Source organism: Bacillus sp. AY2-1 (assembly GCF_008368965.1).
GTDB lineage: Bacteria > Bacillota > Bacilli > Bacillales > Bacillaceae_G > Bacillus_A > Bacillus_A thuringiensis_S.
Genome location: NZ_QPEL01000169.1, coordinates 1 through 17,926, shown reverse-complemented (window position 1 = coordinate 17,926; position 17,926 = coordinate 1). Strand labels below are relative to the sequence as shown.

Genomic DNA, 17,926 nt, shown 5'->3' with positions numbered 1-17,926 from the left:
ATCAAATTATGTTGTTAGTTACGGATCAAGTAATCAAATTATGTTGTTAGTTACGGATCAAGTAATCAAATGCACCTAAAGATGCGTTTGCGCCTGATCCCATTGAAATAATGATTTGTTTGTATGGGTTATTTGTGCAGTCACCCGCAGCAAATACACCAGGTACGTTTGTAGCACCATGCTTGTCTGTAACGATTTCACCACGAACACGTTCTACTGTTTCACCTAGCCAGTCTGTGTTTGGTACAAGACCAATTTGAACGAATACACCTTGTAATTCTATATGGTGAACTTCGTCAGTTTTACGATCGATGTAAGAAATACCTTCTACTTTGTCACTACCAGTAATTTCTTTCGTTTGAACGTTCTTTAATACAGTTACGTTTGGTAAGCTGTACAGACGATCTTGTAATACAGCATCAGCTTTTAGTTCTGGCATGAACTCAAGAACCGTTACGTGTTTTACGATACCTGCTAAATCAATTGCTGCTTCAACGCCAGAGTTACCACCGCCGATAACTGCTACATCTTTTCCAGTGAATAATGGGCCGTCACAGTGTGGACAATATGCTACACCTTTGTTTTTAAACTCAGCTTCACCAGGTACACCAACATTACGCCAGCGAGCACCTGTAGAAACGATTACGCTCTTACTTTTCAGAATAGTGCCGTTTTCAAGTTCCACTTCAATAAGTTCTTTTTTCTCTAAACGTTTTGCACGTTGTAGATTCATTACATCGATGTCGTATTCTTTAACGTGCTCTTCAAGGCTTGCTACTAGCTTAGGACCTTCAGTCTTTTTTACGCTGATGAAGTTCTCAATGCCCATAGTATCCATTACTTGACCACCGAAGCGCTCAGCAACGATACCAGTGCGGATGCCTTTACGTGCTGCGTAAATTGCTGCACTTGCACCAGCAGGACCGCCACCAACAACAAGTACATCATATGGATCTTTATCAGCGAATTCTGATGCATCTAGGCCAATACCTAGTTTTGCAAGAATTTCTTCCATCGTTATACGGCCGCTTCCAAATGTTTCACCATTTAAGAATACAGTTGGTACTGCCATGATGTCTTTACTTTCAACTTCTTCCTTAAATGAAGCGCCGTCAATCATTGTATGTGTAATACTAGAGTTTAGAACGCTCATTACGTTAAGAGCTTGTACAACATCAGGACAGTTATGACAACTTAGGCTGATATAAGATTCAAAATGATATTCGCCTTGAATGTTTTTAATTTGATCGATTAATTTTTGTTCAATTTTTGGAGCACGTCCACTTACTTGTAGTAAAGCTAACACTAGTGATGCAAATTCGTGTCCTAATGGAATACCAGCGAATACGACACCAGTGTCTTCACCAGGGCGGTTTACGCTAAAGCTTGGTGTTCTCTCTAATTCAACTTTTTCTACTGTAACCTTAGATGACATAGTAGCTAATTCGTCTACTAGAGCTATCATATCTTTAGATGTGTCATCAGATCCTACACTAACTTTTAGTAATACATCACTTTCCATCAGTTGAAGATATTGGGCTAATTGTCCTTTGATATCTGCGTCTAGTAACATTGTGTCTTACTCCTTAAATTGTATTTCTTTTTGTTTATTTATTAGATTTTACCTACAAGGTCAAGGCTTGGTTTAAGTGTTGCAGAGCCTTCTTTCCATTTAGCTGGACAAGCTTCGCCTGGATTATTACGGACGTATTGTGCAGCTTTTACTTTGTTTACAAGGATACTTGCATCACGACCGATATCGTCAGAGCTAATTTCAACAGATTGAATAATACCATCTGGATCAATAATAAATGTGCCACGTGCAGCAAGGCCTTCTTCTTCAATTAATACATTGAAATTACTAGAAATTTTTTGAGTCGGATCACCAATCATAATATATTCAATTTTATTAATAGTTTCTGAGTTATCATGCCATGCTTTATGAGTAAAGTGAGTATCAGTTGAAACAGAGTATACTTCAACTCCAAGTTCTTTTAAAGTTGCATATTGATTTTGTAAATCTTCAAGTTCAGTAGGGCATACAAATGTGAAGTCAGCAGGGTAGAAGCAAACTACACTCCATTTATCTTTGAAGTTTTTTTCTGTAACATCAATAAATTCACCATTCTGGTAAGCTGTCGCTTCAAATGGTAATACTTCTGTGCCGATTAATAACATAATAAAATTCCTCCTAAGTTTAAATGTTGATTATTATAAATAGATTTAAAAAAAGAAAATTCTTAATTAAAATCACATTTCTTAAGATCAACAATTTTAGTTTTATATTTTATCTTATACCCAAACCAAATACATAAAAATAAAATTGCACTAATATATGTCGCAAATAAATCAACCCATGAAACATTCATATTTACAATGTTTTCATATTCTTGTCCTAATATAACAACAATACATAGTACTATTGAAATTATAGGAGCGAATGGAAACCATTTAGCTCTATAAGGAAGATCATTAATGTCTTTTCCTTGGGCTATATATGCTTTGCGAAATCGATAATGACTTAACGCAATTCCTAACCAAGCTATAAAACCAGAAAGGCCGGAAGAGCTTAACAACCACATGAATACTTTTCCTTCGCCGAAAAAGGAAGAAAGAAAAGCAAACATTCCTACTAGAGCCGTAAAAATTAGAGCGTTAATTGGTACACCATTTTTATTTATTTTCATGAGAGATTTTGGAGCTTTTCCTTCTCTGGCTAAGGACCATAACATTCTAGTAGATGCATACATTCCAGAATTAGCAGCTGATAGAATCGATGTTAAAATTACAGCATTCATGACAGATGCAGCAAATAATAAGCCTGCTTTTTCAAAGACTATTGTAAAAGGGCTCATCGAGACATTTTCAATATCTATATTCATTAAATAAGGATGCGTATATGGAATAAGCAGCCCAATTACAAAGATAGAACAAATATAGAAGAGTAAAATTCTCCAAAATACTTGTTTTATAGCTTTAGGGACATTTTTCTTAGGGTTCTTACTCTCACCAGCTGCAACCCCTACTAATTCTGTTCCTTGGAAAGAGAATCCAGCAATCATAAAAACTGATAAGATGCTTAGACCACTAGAGGGAATAGGGGCTTCACCGATAGTGAAGTTTTTAAATCCAACAAATTCCCCACCAATAATCCCAAGAATAGTGAGTAATCCTACTAATAAAAAAACTATAATTGTTATTACTTTAATTAAAGAAAACCAAAACTCAGCTTCTCCAAATGACTTGGTGGAAAAGTAATTAAGCAGAAATATTATAGTTAAGAAAGCAGCACTCCAAACAATGCCTGGAATAGAAGGGAACCAGAATTTCATTATAATAGCAGAAGCTGATAACTCTACTGCAATGGTAATGGCCCATGTATACCAATAATTCCAGCCCAGAGCAAATCCGAGAGCTGGATCTACGAATCTAGAGGCATACACACTAAATGAACCCGAATGAGGTAGAAAAGTAGCCATTTCACCTAGACTCATCATAAGTAGGTATACCATTATTCCAATTGAAATATAAGCAATTAGAGCGCCTCCAGGACCTGCCATTTGAATGGATGTACCACTAGAAATAAATAGTCCTGTTCCAATTGAACCACCAATAGCAATCATAGTAAGGTGCCTAGCTTCTAATGTTTTTTTTAATGTATTTGTAGGATGTTCCGTGCTTTTTTGAGCTATATTGTCAACATGCGAAGTTACCGTTGCTCTTTCAGAACTCATAAAATCCCCCATATAAATTTTTTGGAGTATTTAGAAATAACATCAATTCTTACAGGTTTATTCAAACACTCTTGATTTTGTAGAGGTTATTTCATAAAGAGTCGGAGGAATTTCTCTCCGACTCTAAAGATGTTTAACTCACCGTATAGTTTAAACTCCTACTAATTCTTTGTTATCTTCATAAATTTCGCCCATAGTTTCATGAGAAATCTCTCTAGACATATCTTCCTCGGATGCATAACTGAAAACAACAACAGTACGACGAGAGTCGTTATTTAATGGTGTAACCCTGTGCAATGTAGTGCCGGCTTTCATAAAGTAACAATGATCTTTAGGAACATACAAACTCTTAATTTCACGGCTCTCTAAAACTTCTTTTAATCCAGACTCTGGGTTTTCTTTATCCCAAACAGTATCAGGCACATACTCAACAAGAGCACCTTCACCTTCTTTAGGAGCTTCAATCACCCAGATTAAAGCAAATGTATAGTCATCCCAATGCCATCCGTGTGTGTCACCTGTTTTCTGTTGGTTATTAATAATAAACTCTTCTGGTGTATAAGGAATGCGGTGAACTGGTTCATTATTGTTTAAGAAGGTTAAGAAATTTAAAAGTACTTCAGACTTAAAGAATGCTGGAATTAATTTTCCATCCTCATGAATATTATCTCGATTTACTACATTAAAGTTACGTGGAGTATTCCCTGTAGCTTTAATGGTAATATCACGACGTTTTGCATTTTCAGAAAGAAGATATTTCGCTTCTGCAGACATAGCTGCAATTAGAGGTTGCGGTAACATGTCATTCATCATTGCTAAACCTTCATTTTTAAATCTTTCTTGAAGAACTAATAAGTAATCCTTAGGTAATGAGTTAATATGTTGTTCTACAATTGCATCAAATTGTTTTTGAAATTCCATAGTAAATTCCTCCTAATTTTTAAATATAAAAGTTTATTTATTATCAATGACCTTAATAGCATGTAAACCATTGCTACTTTGCACAGAAAGTCCTAACTCAATACAGTATTTTAGATAATTCACGATATCTTTTGTAATAACTTCGCCTGGTAAAAGGACAGGTATCCCTGGCGGTGTTACCAGAACGGATTCTGCTGCCACTCTTCCAATAGTTTTATCTAAATCTATATACTCAAATTTGGAGAAGTACGCTTCTCTAGGTGTCATAGCCAATGTAGGTGGAGTTAATGTTCTTATAGCACTTTTACTCTTAGTTACTCGATCAAAATCAATTGGTATTGAACCATTCTCAAATCGAATAGCTAATGACTTTAATGATTGTAGTAGTTGTTCAATATCAGATTCATTATGACCAATTGTTACAATGAAAAGAATATTATTCACATCGGAAAGCTCAACTTCTATGCGATAATCATCACGTAAGATATTTTCAACTTCCCTACCTGTTACGCCCCAGTTTGTCACATTTATACAAAGCTTTGTCTCATCTAAAGCAAAACTAGAACTTAAACCCTTCAAATCCTCTGGTCCTAAGCAAGAAAGCCCTGGAATTTTATTAATTGAACCTCTTGCAATGCGAGATAAATTTAATGCTCGTTGCAACAATTCTTCTCCATTAACTGCTAGTTGTTTGCGAGCTGCATCTAAAGAAGCCATTAATAAGTAGGATGCGCTAGTAGTCGTAATTAAAGAGAAATTTTCTTTAACCCTATCTAGACTCACCAATCCTTCTCGAACATTGATCACACTTGTTTGAGTAAATGAACCGCCCATTTTATGCATACTTGAGGATGCAATATCTGCACCTGCTTCCATTGCAGATATAGGGAGATCCGGATGGAAATGTACATGTGATCCTTGAGCCTCATCCACTATGACTGGTATTCCCTTAGAATGCACATAATCAATAATGGCTTTCAAATCAGTTACAGCGCCATAATAAGTAGGGTTTATTACACATACACCTTTAACATCAGGGTGAGCTTCTAGAGTTTGCTTTATATTTTCTAAGCTAATCCCATGGCAAACACCATAGACAGAATCAATCTCAGGAGATATAAAGATTGGTACTGCACCAGATAAAATTAGTCCACTAACAATAGAAGCATGTACATTTCTAGGAATAATAATTTTATCACCTGGATTACAAATGCTCATTATCATAACTACATTGGCGCTACTAGTGCCCTGAACACTAAAAATGGTGTAATCAGCTCCAAAAGCGTCCGCAGCCAGTACCTGTGCCTCGTGAATAATACCAGTAGGATGACGTAAATAATCTAATGGCGGTATACCCACTAAATCAAAATCCAAGGTATTTTTTCCAAAGTAGGTCGTAAATTCTTCATCTAATCCTCTTCCCTTTATATGACCAGGTGTATGCATTTGTAAATAATCACTATTTATATAATTCTTCACACCAGTAATTAAAGGAGTCTCATATTGTTTACTTTTATTCTTCGATAGAAAAATTTCTTCTTTAAGTTGCAAGAGATCACCTCAACTAATTAGATTGATTTATTTTTTAAAAAATAATTCCCTGACCTATGTAGCGACATAAAACAGCTTTATATGTTCTCCTCCTAAATCCAAATTTCTTAAAATTCCATTTTTATTATATATTCTAAAAATAATCATTAAAAGTAGGCACTTTATTGTGTCAAAGTATCTTGTTATATACATACTAACTTTTAATTAGTTAATTATTTTTAATGAATTTTATGTCATTTTTATTGTCTTAAGGAAAAACATATGAAATATGCTACGAATCTCTTGGTTTTTCCTAAGAAATCCTGTAATAAAAAAGGATCCTAAATATAGGATCCTAAATAGAAATTGTATCTTCCTAAAAATGTGATTAAACTTTCACTTCTTTAGAAAAATTCTGCATATGAAGTATGTAGTTTCTAGCACTTTCTTCTAATTTTTCATCTGATAAGTTATTGTGTTCTGCACCATATACAGCAAAAGTCGGTAAGAACTTCATCCCAGTATAAAGGCATGAAGCCTGATAAGGTTTTAATAATTCACTCAATGTATACTCGTTTGCTGCACCTGCTTGATATTCCTTCTCTGCTACACCAGCAGAAATTGCTAGGCCAAACTCTTTTCCTTGAAGCTTATCTCCTTTAGAACCATATGCAAATCCGTATTCTAAAACATCATCAAACCATTTTTTTAATAACGGCGGAGAGCTGTACCAATAGAATGGGAACTGAAAAATATAACGATCATGTTCTAATAATAGATTTTGTTCATATTCAATATCAAAACTCCAATCTGGATAACGTTTATATATTTCATGTACAGTAAATTCTTCTGGGTGCTTTTTAATCTCCTCAAGCCAACGTTTATTTACTCGAGATTCTTCAATATTTGGATGTGCAATGATTACAAGTGTTTTCATGAAATTTCCCCTTTTCAAAAAAATAATAAATAATAAAAAATATCAATACTATTTTTATATTCAGTAATATTGATATCATGTAATATATACTAATCTTTAAAGTACATACTTTAAAGTACGCACTTTAAAGTGCTATAGGAACCTTGAAGTGCTATAGGAACCTTGAAGTTCCTATAAAAATAGAGGAGGCTTAGTTTTTTATTTAATTTCAAAAACATTATAGACTTAATACTAGTAAAAGGAGCGATTTTATGAAAGAATATAATTTTCCTATTGAGGCAACTCTTGATGTTGTAGGTGGTAAATGGAAAGTAGTATTATTATGTATTTTACTAAATGGAAAAAAGAGAACCAGTGAAATTAAACGTGCTATGCCAAGCATTACCCAAAAAATGCTGACACAACAATTAAGAGAATTAGAATCAGATGGAATTATTAATCGTACTGTTCATAGTCAGGTACCGCCAAAAGTAGAGTATTCTTTAAGCGAATATGGACAAACTTTAACTGCTGTACTTGATTGTATGTGTGAATGGGGACAATACCATATACAAAAGCAATTAGAAGGTAGTAATGTTAAATAATCTCCCTATTAATTTTAATAGCATTCATAATATAAAACCATTGTAGAATCTAAAATGAAAATTCTGATTTCGTTGACTTTTCTAATTTCGTGAATATAATTAAGTTGTCATATATGGTCTACACATCTTTTTTCCAATAACTTGATAACACTTGGTTGAAGAGGATGTTCTATCAACCAGGACTTCTTCTTTAAAATTTGTTTAGGTTAGAAGATTATTAATACAAAAAAAGAATATATGATAAATTTATTTAAGGGCGGAGAGGGGATTTTATTTATGAACGTGAAAGAAAAAATGCGATTGGGCGAAATGTATTGTGGATTTGATAGTGAATTAGTCAAGGCAAGAGAAAATGCAAAGAAAATTACAAGATTATATAATGCAACAACTGATGAAGAACGTGACTATCGTGAACTACTGATTAAGAAACTTCTTGGAAAGAATGGTTCAAATACGTTTATAGAGCCAAATTTCCGTTGTGAATTTGGTTACAATATTGAGGTTGGTGATAATTTCTTTGCAAATTTTGATTGCATTATCTTAGATTGTGGTAAAGTCGCAATTGGAGATAATGTGTGGCTTGGACCAAGAGTACAGATTTATTCTGTAAACCATGTTAAAGAACCACAGGCTAGAAGAGAAGGATATGAAATTGCAGCACCTGTAAACATTGCTGATAATGTTTGGGTTGGAGGAAATACGGTAATAAATATGGGGGTTTCTATTGGGGAAAATAGTATTATTGGATCGGGAAGTGTTGTCACAAAAGACATACCACCTAACGTAGTTGCAGTAGGAAATCCTTGTCGAGTTATAAAAACAATAGATTAATTATCTATTTTAAAAGTAACGTAAAATATAAAGTGGAAATTATTTCCTTTAAACTTAATATTAAACTGTAAAGATAAATCACCCGTAGTAGGTTAGGAAATTTAAAATACGGGTGATTTTTTTGTTTTAAATTTAAAATATTATACTGAAAATACTTGCGCTCTAGATAGTTTGAAATACAATATTAGGTTCATTAATATCTTCTAAATAATTTGTACCAATCTCACACATTTGAAATAAAATAGCTTCTAACTCATACCCCTTAGATGTAAGAGAGTACTCTACTTTCATTGGTACCTGTTGATATATTTTCCTCCCAATTAACCTATTCTGTTCCAACTCGCGTAGCTGTTTTGTCAGCATTTTTGAAGTTATTCCAGGTAGTAAAGATTTTAATTCACTAAAACGTTTCTTTTCAGAAATTAAGTAAAATAAGATTAACATCTTCCATTTACCAGTAATCATATCAGATAGTAATTCTAATCCACAATTGTAAGTTACTTCTTTCAAATGCATCACCTCGATTGATATAGATGAAAAGATATAATTTTGCGAAAATATATCTTTTCTATAAAAAATTTTATCATATATAGGTAAAGTATAAAATAACAAAAAAGCTATCTTTTTACAGTTGGGGTATTGTCACATTGCCATCAAGTTAATATTTTGGGGTATTTGCTTTTATTAGGTTGATGGGCATATATGGTGACCCCTAATATACATGTTACTCCAACCACTTTAAGAAACCGTTTTATATTAAACACTCTTCGTAATGGAATAGATCCGATTCAAATCAATGTTAGGCTTAAAAATTCTCAAATCTTTATACCCTTACATCAATTTTTTTAATGAATTAGTAAATAAAATAAGGTTTAAAACACGAATAATCTTTATTTTCCATAATTCCTAAATCGACTAAATTCCGAACAATGGAATTGAATAGCGGTAAGTACTAAAAAGAGAATTTACGAAAAATGTTGTTTTTGATCATGGATTTTTAATAGGGGAAATAGGCAGAGAAAATGTAGCTGCATTAGTGACAGATACAGTTGAAACACCAAATGATGTATCTGGAGTGGTGTATATTTTAATGGGATCTGAGGGGAGTTGGGAGCTTCAGCTTGCAAAAGAATTAAAAAGTTCCAGTTATGATATTGATTTGAATAATCTATAAAATTCTAATCTATTATTAAAATACTTTCTGAAAAAAATCTTTTCATATTCTTCTATAGCAGTTTCTTTAGGCTTATCTAATGCAAATGTATTCAAAGGCACTAAATACTTATAAATGAAAGTATAGACCCCTTATAGTTCATCTTTATTACAATTAGTAAAACAACAAGCATAATTACTAGAATTTCAAACAAATTGATTAACAATTTGTTTAATAATTGCTATAATAATTAATAGAAGCTAGTATATTTTTAAACAGTGTGTATAAACTAATAAAGACAGGATGCGTCAACATCCTGTCCAAGTAACTGCTACCGCAAGGTGGTCGGTTGCTAAAATTAAATTATCTTTTTTTAGAACCCCCCCTTTCGCTTGCAGGCATTTTTAGGGGCGGTTCTTTTACGTTTACTGCCGAGTTTTTTGACTAGCTTATTTGCATAAGCTGTAAAAAATGCTGTAAAAAAGATTTTTGCAGCATCTTGCAATAAATTAAGTAAAAAATCCATGTAAAGTCACCTCCTTTCTCCTTTAAATAAGAGAAAGGATAGCAACTCGACCGCCCTCACAATATACAATTACTTATTTAAGTTTACCATTTTTATCCCCTTATCATCTACTAATGTATCTATTTCAGTAATTATTTTACACTTTTACACTTGTGTAAAAGTGTATTATCTTATTAGAGCTTCTTATATCTAGCTTGAAAGGTGGTATTCTATGAATCTTAAGAAAAACAACAATCTGCAAAAATAGAGGAATACAGCAGGAAAGAACTAGTAAAACTAAATGAACTCGTATTGTATCAGCAAAAAATAACGATGGTAGCATTCAATTATACTGCTTACCTTTAGAACTTGAATATTGGGTTCTTTCTTGTATGAAAGCTGCTTCAGCAGGAAAAAATCCATTTCCATGCAAAGTTGCTTTTGGAATTATAGACACAAAATTTTATGTTGAATTCAAGTAAAATAAAAACACGTTTAGCAGGTTAATAAGAAGGGGCTACTCAATTTGAGCAGCCCCTTCTTTTACATCACATGTAACTATTTAACGAATTACAAACCACATAATTTTTTTCAGCAAATTCAATCAAGTAGTTCTCTGTTATCTTTTCCTCACCTTTAAAAGTCAATTTTTGTTCAATAGAATCATAATCAACAGAAGAATAATTTATAGCATTTCGCATTCTATTAAATACAGAGATTATGAAAATAAATTTCTCCTTCTGATAGATCTTCAAAGATTCTTTTTTTATCAAACAAATCCAACCTATAAAAATTTAAAGAACATAGATTTTAGCACCGGAAACAGAAATTACAAGGGAAACTTCAGAACCAACTCTTAATTTTTCAAGACCAACAAATTGTGATTTGTCAAAAGTCCCAGCTATAGACTTTGGCTGATTTTCCGGAATAAAAATCCCTTTAGGGAACGCCTCCATATAAATCTTTCCACCTGTTTCCCTCACCTTTTGTACTACATATGTACCAGTTGTAATACCAGGACTATTTATTTGGTTTAAAGAATGACTCTTAGAATTTTCAGCAGCTTTGACTGAAATGGATGCATAAGTTCCCTCTCCATTATTAGCTTTCGTATCCTGTGCCGCAAATGCATTCCCTGTAGCAAAGAATAATAAACCTGTTACTAAAATACCACTAGTTATTTTTTTGAACATGGAAAATCCTCCTTTTTTGGTAAGTATTTTACATAAATAAAGATATCATATTTTTCTATTTTTATAATATTATAATTTATTTATAAATATTTAACAGAATATTCTATTAATAAATTATAATCACCCTAAAACTACGATTTTAAAGGGAATAGTCGTTGAATTCCATCATTTTTCCGCTTTCTGAATTGTAGAAAGTAATACGCTATTAGAATATGGAGAGAAGCTTGTTGAATTAGCCGAGCAATTAAAGTTTTTAATGGTGCTACCCCTATAAGAACTATTAATGCGTTATTGAAATTAAAATACCTAATTACTGCAATCGTTAGGCAATCGCATAAATAACCGGTACACTTACAGAATTACCTGCTTGTCGGTACAATTGTGTGTCTGAGTTTACTTCCTTTGCACAATCAAACGTCCAACTCGGAAACCCCTGGAGCGCTCAGCACTCTTTGGGTGTAAGCCGCCTAACTCTAAAATCCTTTGTTACTACTGCCTAATTACAAGATGTATCTAACGTCTGGGCAACACCTTTTCCTACTCTCCCTCTTCTAATAGCTTCTTTAATACGAATTTTATAGTTCTTCATAATTAATATACTTTCCATGTTGAAAGGTAGAGCATCCCAAATCTTATGTATTTTATTGTGAAACAAATGAATGGAGTGGAAGCTTCAGGGGTATTAAGGAAATAAAACATATTAATATGAATAGAGATGCAAATGGTCTTTCTAAAACGTTCAGTGGTACCGTTCAAGCAAATATAGAAGATCCTAACAGAATTTTCTATATTGTTAATGGTGATTTTCATAATAATGATACAACTACTTTTGATGGTAATGTATCTATTACTGTAGGGAAGCATGGAAGTGTAGGTTTTAGTGCGTCTTATGCGACGAGTCACTATAAATATACTTATAAAGAAGGAAATGTATATTTTTAAGTTGATAAATTTTTAAAAAGTCGATTACTTCTTAATTACATGTTAGGTTTATTATACATGCTAATTTAATGGGGGTAATCTCTCTGCAACCTAAATATATTCTGTTCATTCAAATTCTAATAGGAATTCTAATAATCATGGCACCAATTATTATTACTGGTGAATTATATGATGTTTCAAAGACTATGGGTGATTTGCTAGTTGCTGAATTAATTATAAGAACACTTTCTTTCGTAACAGGACTTGTAGTAATTAGTAAGGCGTTTGAAAAGTATTCTAAATAGTTATTAGTACGTTATTTTCTAGCAATTTATAAAAAAGGGGTATTCATATTGAGTAGCCCTTTTTACTATTTTTCACAAAAATAAGTACACCCACTAATGAATGTACTCACTTCCAAAATTTCCACCAGGTTTTCTTTTGTGCTGCCGCTATTTCTTCCTGGGCTGATACAATAGTACGTTTTGCATCTTGAATCTCTCTGACCATCTTCATAAGGTTATCATCCCTTAGCTCCAACCTCTTTTCTATCCTTTCTTCACGTTCCTTACGATCTCTCATATCTTCCTCAATTAATGTATTCCGCTGATCTATACGATCACTTAATCTCTTTTCCATTTCTATTAGATTTGCTTGCTGCACCTTATTAATTTCTTCTACCCTAGCGCTATATTGTTGTTGAAATTGATATTGCATTTGATAAGGGACTGGATCAGTATCCTGGGATTCCTCTTTCTTATTAGCGATTCCAAACTGCTTTGCAATCATTTTCGCAGCTTTTTCTAAAGTCATACCATCTTGCTTACTCAACTCTACTAACTGTTCAATAAGTACAATATCAAATTCTGTATATTCCCTTCTCCCTCGACTATAGACCTCACTGCTGGTAAATACTACTTCTGCTTCTGACATAGCGCTACACCACCTCCTATAAGCAAAATTCCATATCCAAGGTTTAATACCTCTTAAAATCCATCGACGAAGCTCGCACAGTCTTTGCTAGGTTTTGTCGGAATAGGTAGATTGGAAATCACACGAAATCATTCGTGATATTATTTGTTTCAAAAAAAATCATATTTTTTTAAAATTACTCTTAAAAAACAGGGAAAGAATTCTTATAATACGCAACGTAGGCTTCTGTCGTGCTAGTTATAAAAAAGGAGGATATTTTAACTATGAAAAAAACAAAGGGAAGAAAGAAAAAATTAGATGTAAAGATTCGTTTTTGGGGATTCAAGCTTTTCGTTAAATATTCTGCTTAACAAAATATTTATATTCAAATTTTATTTATAAAACCTCTTCATAAAAGAACGTTAGTTCGTATATAATAAGAACAAACGTTCTTTTATTTTAGGAGGAATCACGATGTATGACTATTCAATCCTACCGAATAGAATCATCTTATGTGTTGATTTACGCAGCTTTTACGCTTCAGTGAGCTGCATCAAAATGGGATTAGATCCTATGCATACAAAATTGGCTGTAGTAGGTGATGTGAATAGAAATGGTTCAATCGTTCTTGCTGCAACACCAGCCTTAAAGGCCCTGGGCGTAAAGAAGATGGCAAGGCTATACGAGATTCCTCGAAGAAAAGATATTCTTGTTGTGAATCCGATCATGGGAACATATATAAAATGCTCCAATTACATAACAAAACTAGCTTTACAATACGTTCCTATTGAGGATTTTCACCAATACAGCATCGATGAATTTTTCATGGATATTACCGATAGCATTCATTTATTTGCTAACGATCCATACGAATTCGCTATGAAGTTCAAACGTGAAATATATGATCATACACGAGTTGAATGTACAATTGGAATCGCTCCTAACCCACTCATGAGTAAGGTTGCTTTAGACATTGAAGCTAAGAAGAACAAGGATGGAATTGCTCTTTGGAAGTATGAAGATATCCCTACGAAATTATGGAGCATACGACCACTTAATAAGTTTTGGGGCATTTCGTACAAAACAGAAGAAAAGTTAAATCGAAAGGGAATTCATTCTATCGGAGATTTAGCCAATTACCCTCTTAAATACTTAAAACAGAGCTTCGGCAAGATCGGAGAGGAATTGCACTTACATAGCAATGGCATTGACTTCAGCCGTATTTCAGAGAAATACGTTCCTGCTACAACTTCAATCGGAAAAAGCCAAATTCTAATGCGTGACTATACAATAGAAGAATTCCCAATTGTTCTACTGGAACATATCGAAGAAGTTTGTTATCGGCTTAGAAGACAAAACAAACTTGCTCAAACCGTTCATTTTTCTGTTGGTTATAGCAAGAGTTATAACGGTGGTATTAGAAAAACACATACTTTAAGTCGTCCAACTAACTTAACAATGGATATTTATAAGATTTGTACATACTTTTTACATCAACAATACACTGGCGAACCAATCCGCAGCATAAACATTTTTCTAACGAATCTAATTCGAGAAGGGGAGGAACAAATTTCTCTTTTCGATAATGTCACGCAACGGGAACAAGAAGTAAAGCTGACAAAAGTAATGGATGAAATACGCACAAAGTTTGGGAAGAACAGTATTTTGCGGGGGATTTCCTACACGCATAGCGCTACAGCTAGATACAGAAACACACTAATAGGAGGCCACAAATCGTGAACAATGCTAATATGCTAAGAGGAAGAAGAATGATCAAATGGACTCCGTTCGCCGCATTGACATCTCAATTTGACGGAATACGTGAAATGATTAAGGAACAAAACAAGGTAACCCGTCCGATCTTAACAAATGAAGAAAAAGAAAGAATTGAAAACATGCTATTATGTTCCTTAGTATCTGAAGAAGAAATAATGATTACATATTATGAGGACGGTTATTTGCTCTCTAGTTATATGACCGTTGTAGATATTGACCCGTCAAATAGCGCTGTTGTATGTACAGATGCTTTTTATAACAAGATGAAACTGCAATTCTCTAATATAATAGATGTTAAATAGAAAAAATTGATGTTATCAAGTTGAGATCATTTAAAAGAGTGTAAAAATGCAAGGGAATCAGATCAAAAAGAACGCACCAGGAGCAATTATTCATAATGATATAAATAACTATCCATTTCTAAATATACCTATGATTATTAATGAGAAAGATGGCATGATTTACGAAGTTTGTAGCGCAGGTTTTCATACTAATGATGCAATTGCAATAGTAACAACGGACGGTTTTTCTACAACTAGGGTTAATATACCAATCGTAACCGTAAAAAACAATGATGGTAATTTTCAAGCGTATCGTTTACCTTTAGAGCTGGAATATTGGGTACTTTCTTGTATACAATCTGCTTCAGCAGGGAAAAATCCATTTCCATGTAAAGTTTCTTTTGGAATTATAGACTCAAAATTTTATGTGAAATTTGTAAATAGACAAAAAACTATTTAATTTTAAAACCTAAAACAAGCATAACCCCGTTCTAAATTTAGGACGGGGTTAAAATATAGTCATTTAATTTTCGATATAAGATACTTCACTGTACTCAAAAATATAACAATAAAGTCATTTGGAAATCTATGATTTATTCAACAATAGCGCGCAATTCTGGAAGATTTCAAAAACGTTTATTTTTCTTTTAACATTGAATACTTTTGATAAGTTTTATAGAAGCTGATACCAACGAAAACAAGCATAAGGGCTGGAAGCAACCTCAAAAGGACAAATGGAGTTTCAAATAATAATGCTTTCCAAAACAATGCACCTTTCATACTCCAAAGACCTTCAGTTAAATATACACCTGAATTCTTGTAAAGCATATGAAAATAAGGCAATAACAGTATACTAATACCAGATGAATAACCCATCAATCTTTTATAATAATTGCTCTTTGATTGGCGATCCGAGAAGATTTCATTTTGATCATCATCTTCTTTTTGCCAATATCGAGTTCCACTAAGCCAGGGCCCCTTTATATAGTTCCAACCGAAATCTTCATATATCCCTCTGTAATCTTTAAACTTTTTCTTTGACAAATAATCTTGATAATCCAGTCGCATCACATATCTCTTGTCGGTTTTTTCGAAAGTGTATATTCCTAATCCACTAATATTTGTACAACGATAGCCTTTTTGCAATTGCTCATTCAGCCATTGCTCCTCTTTTTCGATATCAAAAAATATCTTAGCTGTCTTCATTCGATTCACTTCCTTCGTACAGGGATAAAATATGTAATAGCCTATTTTGCTCCATTTTCAAAATGGCACTTCCTTCCGCAGTTATCATATAAACTTTTCTCCGACCTGACTCTCCAACAGATTCAATCCAACCATGCTTATTCAAGTTTTCAATCGCACCGTATAATGTACCAGCTGCTAAAATAACAGTACCGTTACTTATCTTTTCTATCTTCTGCATTACAGCATAGCCATGGAGTGGCTCACGCATAGCTAATAAAATATAATGCATGGTTTCAGACAACGGTAGTAATTTATGTTTCATATCCTCACCCTTTATTCAGTTCGACTATATAGTTCAACTTAATAATAACTTAATACAGTTCAACTGAATAGTCAACAACATTTTCGAAATTAGTCAAAGGAACTTAAAATAAATAGCTTGATAACAAGGGGGAAATCAAGCTAAAAAGTCACTTTCCTTACGTAAGGGTGAAGTGACTTTTTGTGTAGTCTTATTCAATTAAATGGCTCAATTGTTGAATAACATGACCAGCATTTTTTAAATAACTTTATTATGTTTTAAACGAATTTATTGTAAATTAAACAACTTTATTATCTCTGGACAAAATTCAAATGAAAAAGGAGCAATATTTTTGCTCCTTTTTATTATTAAAGAGTTTATAATCTTCCTTATCCTACACGCATAGCGCTACAGCTAGACACAGAAACACATTAATAGGAGGACACAAATCATGAGTAACGCCAATATGCCAAAAGGAAGAGGAATGATCAAATGGACTCCGTTCGTTATCAAGACCTAAATCCAAAAAACACTTAAAATATCACGCTCCTAACATATTGTATATGACTAATATGTTAGGAATGCTTATTTTAGGTAATGAGTTTTGAAACTGAATTTGAATAGTATTTTTCTCTATCTGGATAGAAACAAGTAAAGTACCATAAACGATCGTTTTTGGAACAATAATAGGAGGCACCATATCATAAGTGGATAATTTACGAATTTATCTATAGAAGAAATACAAGAAATTCTTGAATTATAAATGAATAAATGGGAACGTATGAGGCAGGGGAAAAAGCGTTGATGGATGAAGTCGTGAAATTTGCTCATGCTTGTAATGAAGGAAAAAAGAAGGCACTCAAGAAGGGGTTCAGCAAGGGAAAATACAAATGATTAAAGGTATGCATGAGCTTGGTGTGCCTATTGAAATGATTGCGAAAGCAAGTAAATTAAGTATAAAAGAAGTTGAAGATTTTGAGGGGGAATTCATAATAAACAACTAAGAAAGCAGATTGAAAAATTCAATCTGCTTTCTTAGTTGTTATAATTTACTCTTTGGTTATTACTATTTTTAGCGAATGGATATGAAAAATCAGCCCAAACATTGGAGGATATTGCGATGAACCAAGATTCAATTTTACAAAAAACAATAAATAAT

19 protein-coding genes and 4 pseudogenes are annotated in these 17,926 nt (G+C 33.1%); 10 read left to right on the top strand and 13 right to left on the bottom strand.

The genetic code is table 11. The features are described from left to right. Positions 1-46: 46 nt before the first annotated feature. From ahpF to DN403_RS27180, 6 genes are all read right to left on the bottom strand, one after another. On the bottom strand, positions 47-1,573 hold the full coding sequence (gene ahpF / locus DN403_RS27205; protein ID WP_149185950.1) for an alkyl hydroperoxide reductase subunit F: 1,527 nt from the start codon (positions 1,571-1,573) through the stop codon (positions 47-49). 41 nt (positions 1,574-1,614) lie between these two features. Beyond that, positions 1,615-2,178, bottom strand: coding sequence for an alkyl hydroperoxide reductase subunit C (gene ahpC / locus DN403_RS27200; RefSeq protein WP_063539142.1), 564 nt, complete (start codon positions 2,176-2,178; stop codon positions 1,615-1,617). A 62-nt stretch (positions 2,179-2,240) separates the two neighbouring features. Further along, positions 2,241-3,734: an amino acid permease gene (locus DN403_RS27195; RefSeq protein WP_430794876.1), complete on the bottom strand. Its 1,494-nt coding sequence runs from the start codon at positions 3,732-3,734 to the stop codon at positions 2,241-2,243. A gap of 150 nt (positions 3,735-3,884) precedes the next feature. Next, positions 3,885-4,655 (bottom strand): HalD/BesD family halogenase, encoded by a 771-nt coding sequence (locus DN403_RS27190; RefSeq protein WP_063539144.1) that lies wholly within the window; start codon positions 4,653-4,655, stop codon positions 3,885-3,887. A gap of 33 nt (positions 4,656-4,688) precedes the next feature. Then, positions 4,689-6,206 (bottom strand): aminotransferase class I/II-fold pyridoxal phosphate-dependent enzyme, encoded by a 1,518-nt coding sequence (locus DN403_RS27185; RefSeq protein WP_255452074.1) that lies wholly within the window; start codon positions 6,204-6,206, stop codon positions 4,689-4,691. 367 nt (positions 6,207-6,573) lie between these two features. Further along, complete coding sequence (locus tag DN403_RS27180) at positions 6,574-7,122, bottom strand: NAD(P)H-dependent oxidoreductase (RefSeq protein WP_149185949.1); 549 nt, start codon at positions 7,120-7,122, stop codon at positions 6,574-6,576. A gap of 251 nt (positions 7,123-7,373) precedes the next feature. Here DN403_RS27180 and DN403_RS27175 point away from each other — a divergent pair, with 251 nt between their 5' ends. Together DN403_RS27175 and DN403_RS27170 are read left to right on the top strand one after the other, a co-directional pair. Then, on the top strand, positions 7,374-7,706 hold the full coding sequence (locus DN403_RS27175) for a winged helix-turn-helix transcriptional regulator (RefSeq protein WP_149185948.1): 333 nt from the start codon (positions 7,374-7,376) through the stop codon (positions 7,704-7,706). Positions 7,707-7,982: 276 nt separating this feature from the next. Further along, positions 7,983-8,537, top strand: coding sequence for a sugar O-acetyltransferase (locus tag DN403_RS27170; protein ID WP_097888400.1), 555 nt, complete (start codon positions 7,983-7,985; stop codon positions 8,535-8,537). Positions 8,538-8,699: 162 nt separating this feature from the next. Here the strand turns inward: DN403_RS27170 and DN403_RS27165 are convergent, their stop codons facing one another. Further along, a complete protein-coding gene (locus DN403_RS27165; protein WP_097888424.1) occupies positions 8,700-9,053 on the bottom strand; it encodes a winged helix-turn-helix transcriptional regulator in 354 nt (117 codons plus the stop codon). Between the two features lie 466 nt (positions 9,054-9,519). On the opposite strand from DN403_RS27165, the pseudogene DN403_RS27155 reads away from it, so the two are divergent. Next, a pseudogene (locus DN403_RS27155) lies at positions 9,520-9,711 on the top strand (TIR domain-containing protein); the annotation flags it as partial. A gap of 352 nt (positions 9,712-10,063) precedes the next feature. Here the strand turns inward: DN403_RS27155 and DN403_RS31400 are convergent. From DN403_RS31400 to DN403_RS27140, 3 genes and pseudogenes are all read right to left on the bottom strand, one after another. Beyond that, positions 10,064-10,216, bottom strand: a complete 153-nt coding sequence (locus DN403_RS31400) for a hypothetical protein (protein ID WP_179958950.1) — start codon at positions 10,214-10,216, stop codon at positions 10,064-10,066. 773 nt (positions 10,217-10,989) lie between these two features. Continuing rightward, positions 10,990-11,388 (bottom strand): hypothetical protein, encoded by a 399-nt coding sequence (locus tag DN403_RS27145; RefSeq protein WP_149185946.1) that lies wholly within the window; start codon positions 11,386-11,388, stop codon positions 10,990-10,992. A gap of 322 nt (positions 11,389-11,710) precedes the next feature. After that, a pseudogene (locus DN403_RS27140) lies at positions 11,711-11,977 on the bottom strand (DNA cytosine methyltransferase). 116 nt (positions 11,978-12,093) lie between these two features. Here DN403_RS27140 and DN403_RS27135 point away from each other — a divergent pair. Together DN403_RS27135 and DN403_RS31395 are read left to right on the top strand one after the other, a co-directional pair. After that, positions 12,094-12,330 carry a hypothetical protein gene (locus DN403_RS27135; RefSeq protein ID WP_255299026.1) on the top strand — a complete coding sequence of 79 codons (237 nt, stop codon included), beginning with the start codon at positions 12,094-12,096 and terminating at the stop codon, positions 12,328-12,330. Between the two features lie 68 nt (positions 12,331-12,398). Then, positions 12,399-12,614, top strand: a complete 216-nt coding sequence (locus tag DN403_RS31395) for a hypothetical protein (RefSeq protein ID WP_332285172.1) — start codon at positions 12,399-12,401, stop codon at positions 12,612-12,614. A 106-nt stretch (positions 12,615-12,720) separates the two neighbouring features. On the opposite strand, the gene DN403_RS27130 is transcribed toward DN403_RS31395, so the two are convergent. Next, a complete protein-coding gene (locus tag DN403_RS27130) occupies positions 12,721-13,242 on the bottom strand; it encodes a DUF3967 domain-containing protein (RefSeq protein ID WP_149185945.1) in 522 nt (173 codons plus the stop codon). 453 nt (positions 13,243-13,695) lie between these two features. Here DN403_RS27130 and DN403_RS27125 point away from each other — a divergent pair, with 453 nt between their 5' ends. From DN403_RS27125 to DN403_RS27115, 3 genes are read left to right on the top strand one after another with little or no spacing between them, the layout of a single operon-like run. Then, positions 13,696-14,961: a Y-family DNA polymerase gene (locus DN403_RS27125; RefSeq protein ID WP_149185944.1), complete on the top strand. Its 1,266-nt coding sequence runs from the start codon at positions 13,696-13,698 to the stop codon at positions 14,959-14,961. After that, entirely contained in the window at positions 14,958-15,299 is a 342-nt protein-coding gene (locus tag DN403_RS27120; RefSeq protein WP_149185943.1) for a YolD-like family protein, read from the top strand. The genes DN403_RS27125 and DN403_RS27120 overlap by 4 nt, the downstream gene beginning before the upstream one ends. Before the next feature lie 46 nt (positions 15,300-15,345). Next, on the top strand, positions 15,346-15,738 hold the full coding sequence (locus DN403_RS27115; RefSeq protein WP_149185942.1) for a hypothetical protein: 393 nt from the start codon (positions 15,346-15,348) through the stop codon (positions 15,736-15,738). Between the two features lie 176 nt (positions 15,739-15,914). On the opposite strand, the gene DN403_RS27110 is transcribed toward DN403_RS27115, so the two are convergent. Both DN403_RS27110 and DN403_RS27105 read right to left on the bottom strand, forming a co-directional pair. Then, positions 15,915-16,484, bottom strand: coding sequence for a DUF2812 domain-containing protein (locus DN403_RS27110; RefSeq protein ID WP_098834078.1), 570 nt, complete (start codon positions 16,482-16,484; stop codon positions 15,915-15,917). Then, on the bottom strand, positions 16,471-16,788 hold the full coding sequence (locus tag DN403_RS27105; RefSeq protein ID WP_098992736.1) for a PadR family transcriptional regulator: 318 nt from the start codon (positions 16,786-16,788) through the stop codon (positions 16,471-16,473). The genes DN403_RS27110 and DN403_RS27105 overlap by 14 nt, the downstream gene beginning before the upstream one ends. 759 nt (positions 16,789-17,547) lie before the next feature. Between DN403_RS27105 and DN403_RS27100 the strand changes: the two are divergent. Together DN403_RS27100 and DN403_RS32410 are read left to right on the top strand one after the other, a co-directional pair. After that, positions 17,548-17,771: pseudogene (locus DN403_RS27100) on the top strand (hypothetical protein); the annotation flags it as partial. A gap of 44 nt (positions 17,772-17,815) precedes the next feature. After that, positions 17,816-17,926: pseudogene (locus DN403_RS32410) on the top strand (Rpn family recombination-promoting nuclease/putative transposase); the annotation flags it as partial.

What these genes read in the sequence shown, in the direction of transcription:
- ahpC (WP_063539142.1), bottom strand. Translation starts at nt 2,178, where the DNA reads ATGTTATTAATCGGCACAGAAGTATTACCATTTGAAGCGACAGCTTAC.
- DN403_RS27125 (WP_149185944.1), top strand. Translation starts at nt 13,696, where the DNA reads ATGTATGACTATTCAATCCTACCGAATAGAATCATCTTATGTGTTGAT.
- DN403_RS31395 (WP_332285172.1), top strand. Translation starts at nt 12,399, where the DNA reads ATGGGGGTAATCTCTCTGCAACCTAAATATATTCTGTTCATTCAAATT.
- DN403_RS27145 (WP_149185946.1), bottom strand. Translation starts at nt 11,388, where the DNA reads ATGTTCAAAAAAATAACTAGTGGTATTTTAGTAACAGGTTTATTATTC.
- DN403_RS27165 (WP_097888424.1), bottom strand. Translation starts at nt 9,053, where the DNA reads ATGCATTTGAAAGAAGTAACTTACAATTGTGGATTAGAATTACTATCT.
- DN403_RS27195 (WP_430794876.1), bottom strand. Translation starts at nt 3,734, where the DNA reads ATGAGTTCTGAAAGAGCAACGGTAACTTCGCATGTTGACAATATAGCT.
- DN403_RS27130 (WP_149185945.1), bottom strand. Translation starts at nt 13,242, where the DNA reads ATGTCAGAAGCAGAAGTAGTATTTACCAGCAGTGAGGTCTATAGTCGA.
- DN403_RS27170 (WP_097888400.1), top strand. Translation starts at nt 7,983, where the DNA reads ATGAACGTGAAAGAAAAAATGCGATTGGGCGAAATGTATTGTGGATTT.
- DN403_RS27115 (WP_149185942.1), top strand. Translation starts at nt 15,346, where the DNA reads ATGCAAGGGAATCAGATCAAAAAGAACGCACCAGGAGCAATTATTCAT.
- DN403_RS27110 (WP_098834078.1), bottom strand. Translation starts at nt 16,484, where the DNA reads ATGAAGACAGCTAAGATATTTTTTGATATCGAAAAAGAGGAGCAATGG.
- DN403_RS27135 (WP_255299026.1), top strand. Translation starts at nt 12,094, where the DNA reads ATGAATAGAGATGCAAATGGTCTTTCTAAAACGTTCAGTGGTACCGTT.
- DN403_RS27190 (WP_063539144.1), bottom strand. Translation starts at nt 4,655, where the DNA reads ATGGAATTTCAAAAACAATTTGATGCAATTGTAGAACAACATATTAAC.
- DN403_RS31400 (WP_179958950.1), bottom strand. Translation starts at nt 10,216, where the DNA reads ATGGATTTTTTACTTAATTTATTGCAAGATGCTGCAAAAATCTTTTTT.
- DN403_RS27175 (WP_149185948.1), top strand. Translation starts at nt 7,374, where the DNA reads ATGAAAGAATATAATTTTCCTATTGAGGCAACTCTTGATGTTGTAGGT.
- DN403_RS27180 (WP_149185949.1), bottom strand. Translation starts at nt 7,122, where the DNA reads ATGAAAACACTTGTAATCATTGCACATCCAAATATTGAAGAATCTCGA.
- ahpF (WP_149185950.1), bottom strand. Translation starts at nt 1,573, where the DNA reads ATGTTACTAGACGCAGATATCAAAGGACAATTAGCCCAATATCTTCAA.
- DN403_RS27105 (WP_098992736.1), bottom strand. Translation starts at nt 16,788, where the DNA reads ATGAAACATAAATTACTACCGTTGTCTGAAACCATGCATTATATTTTA.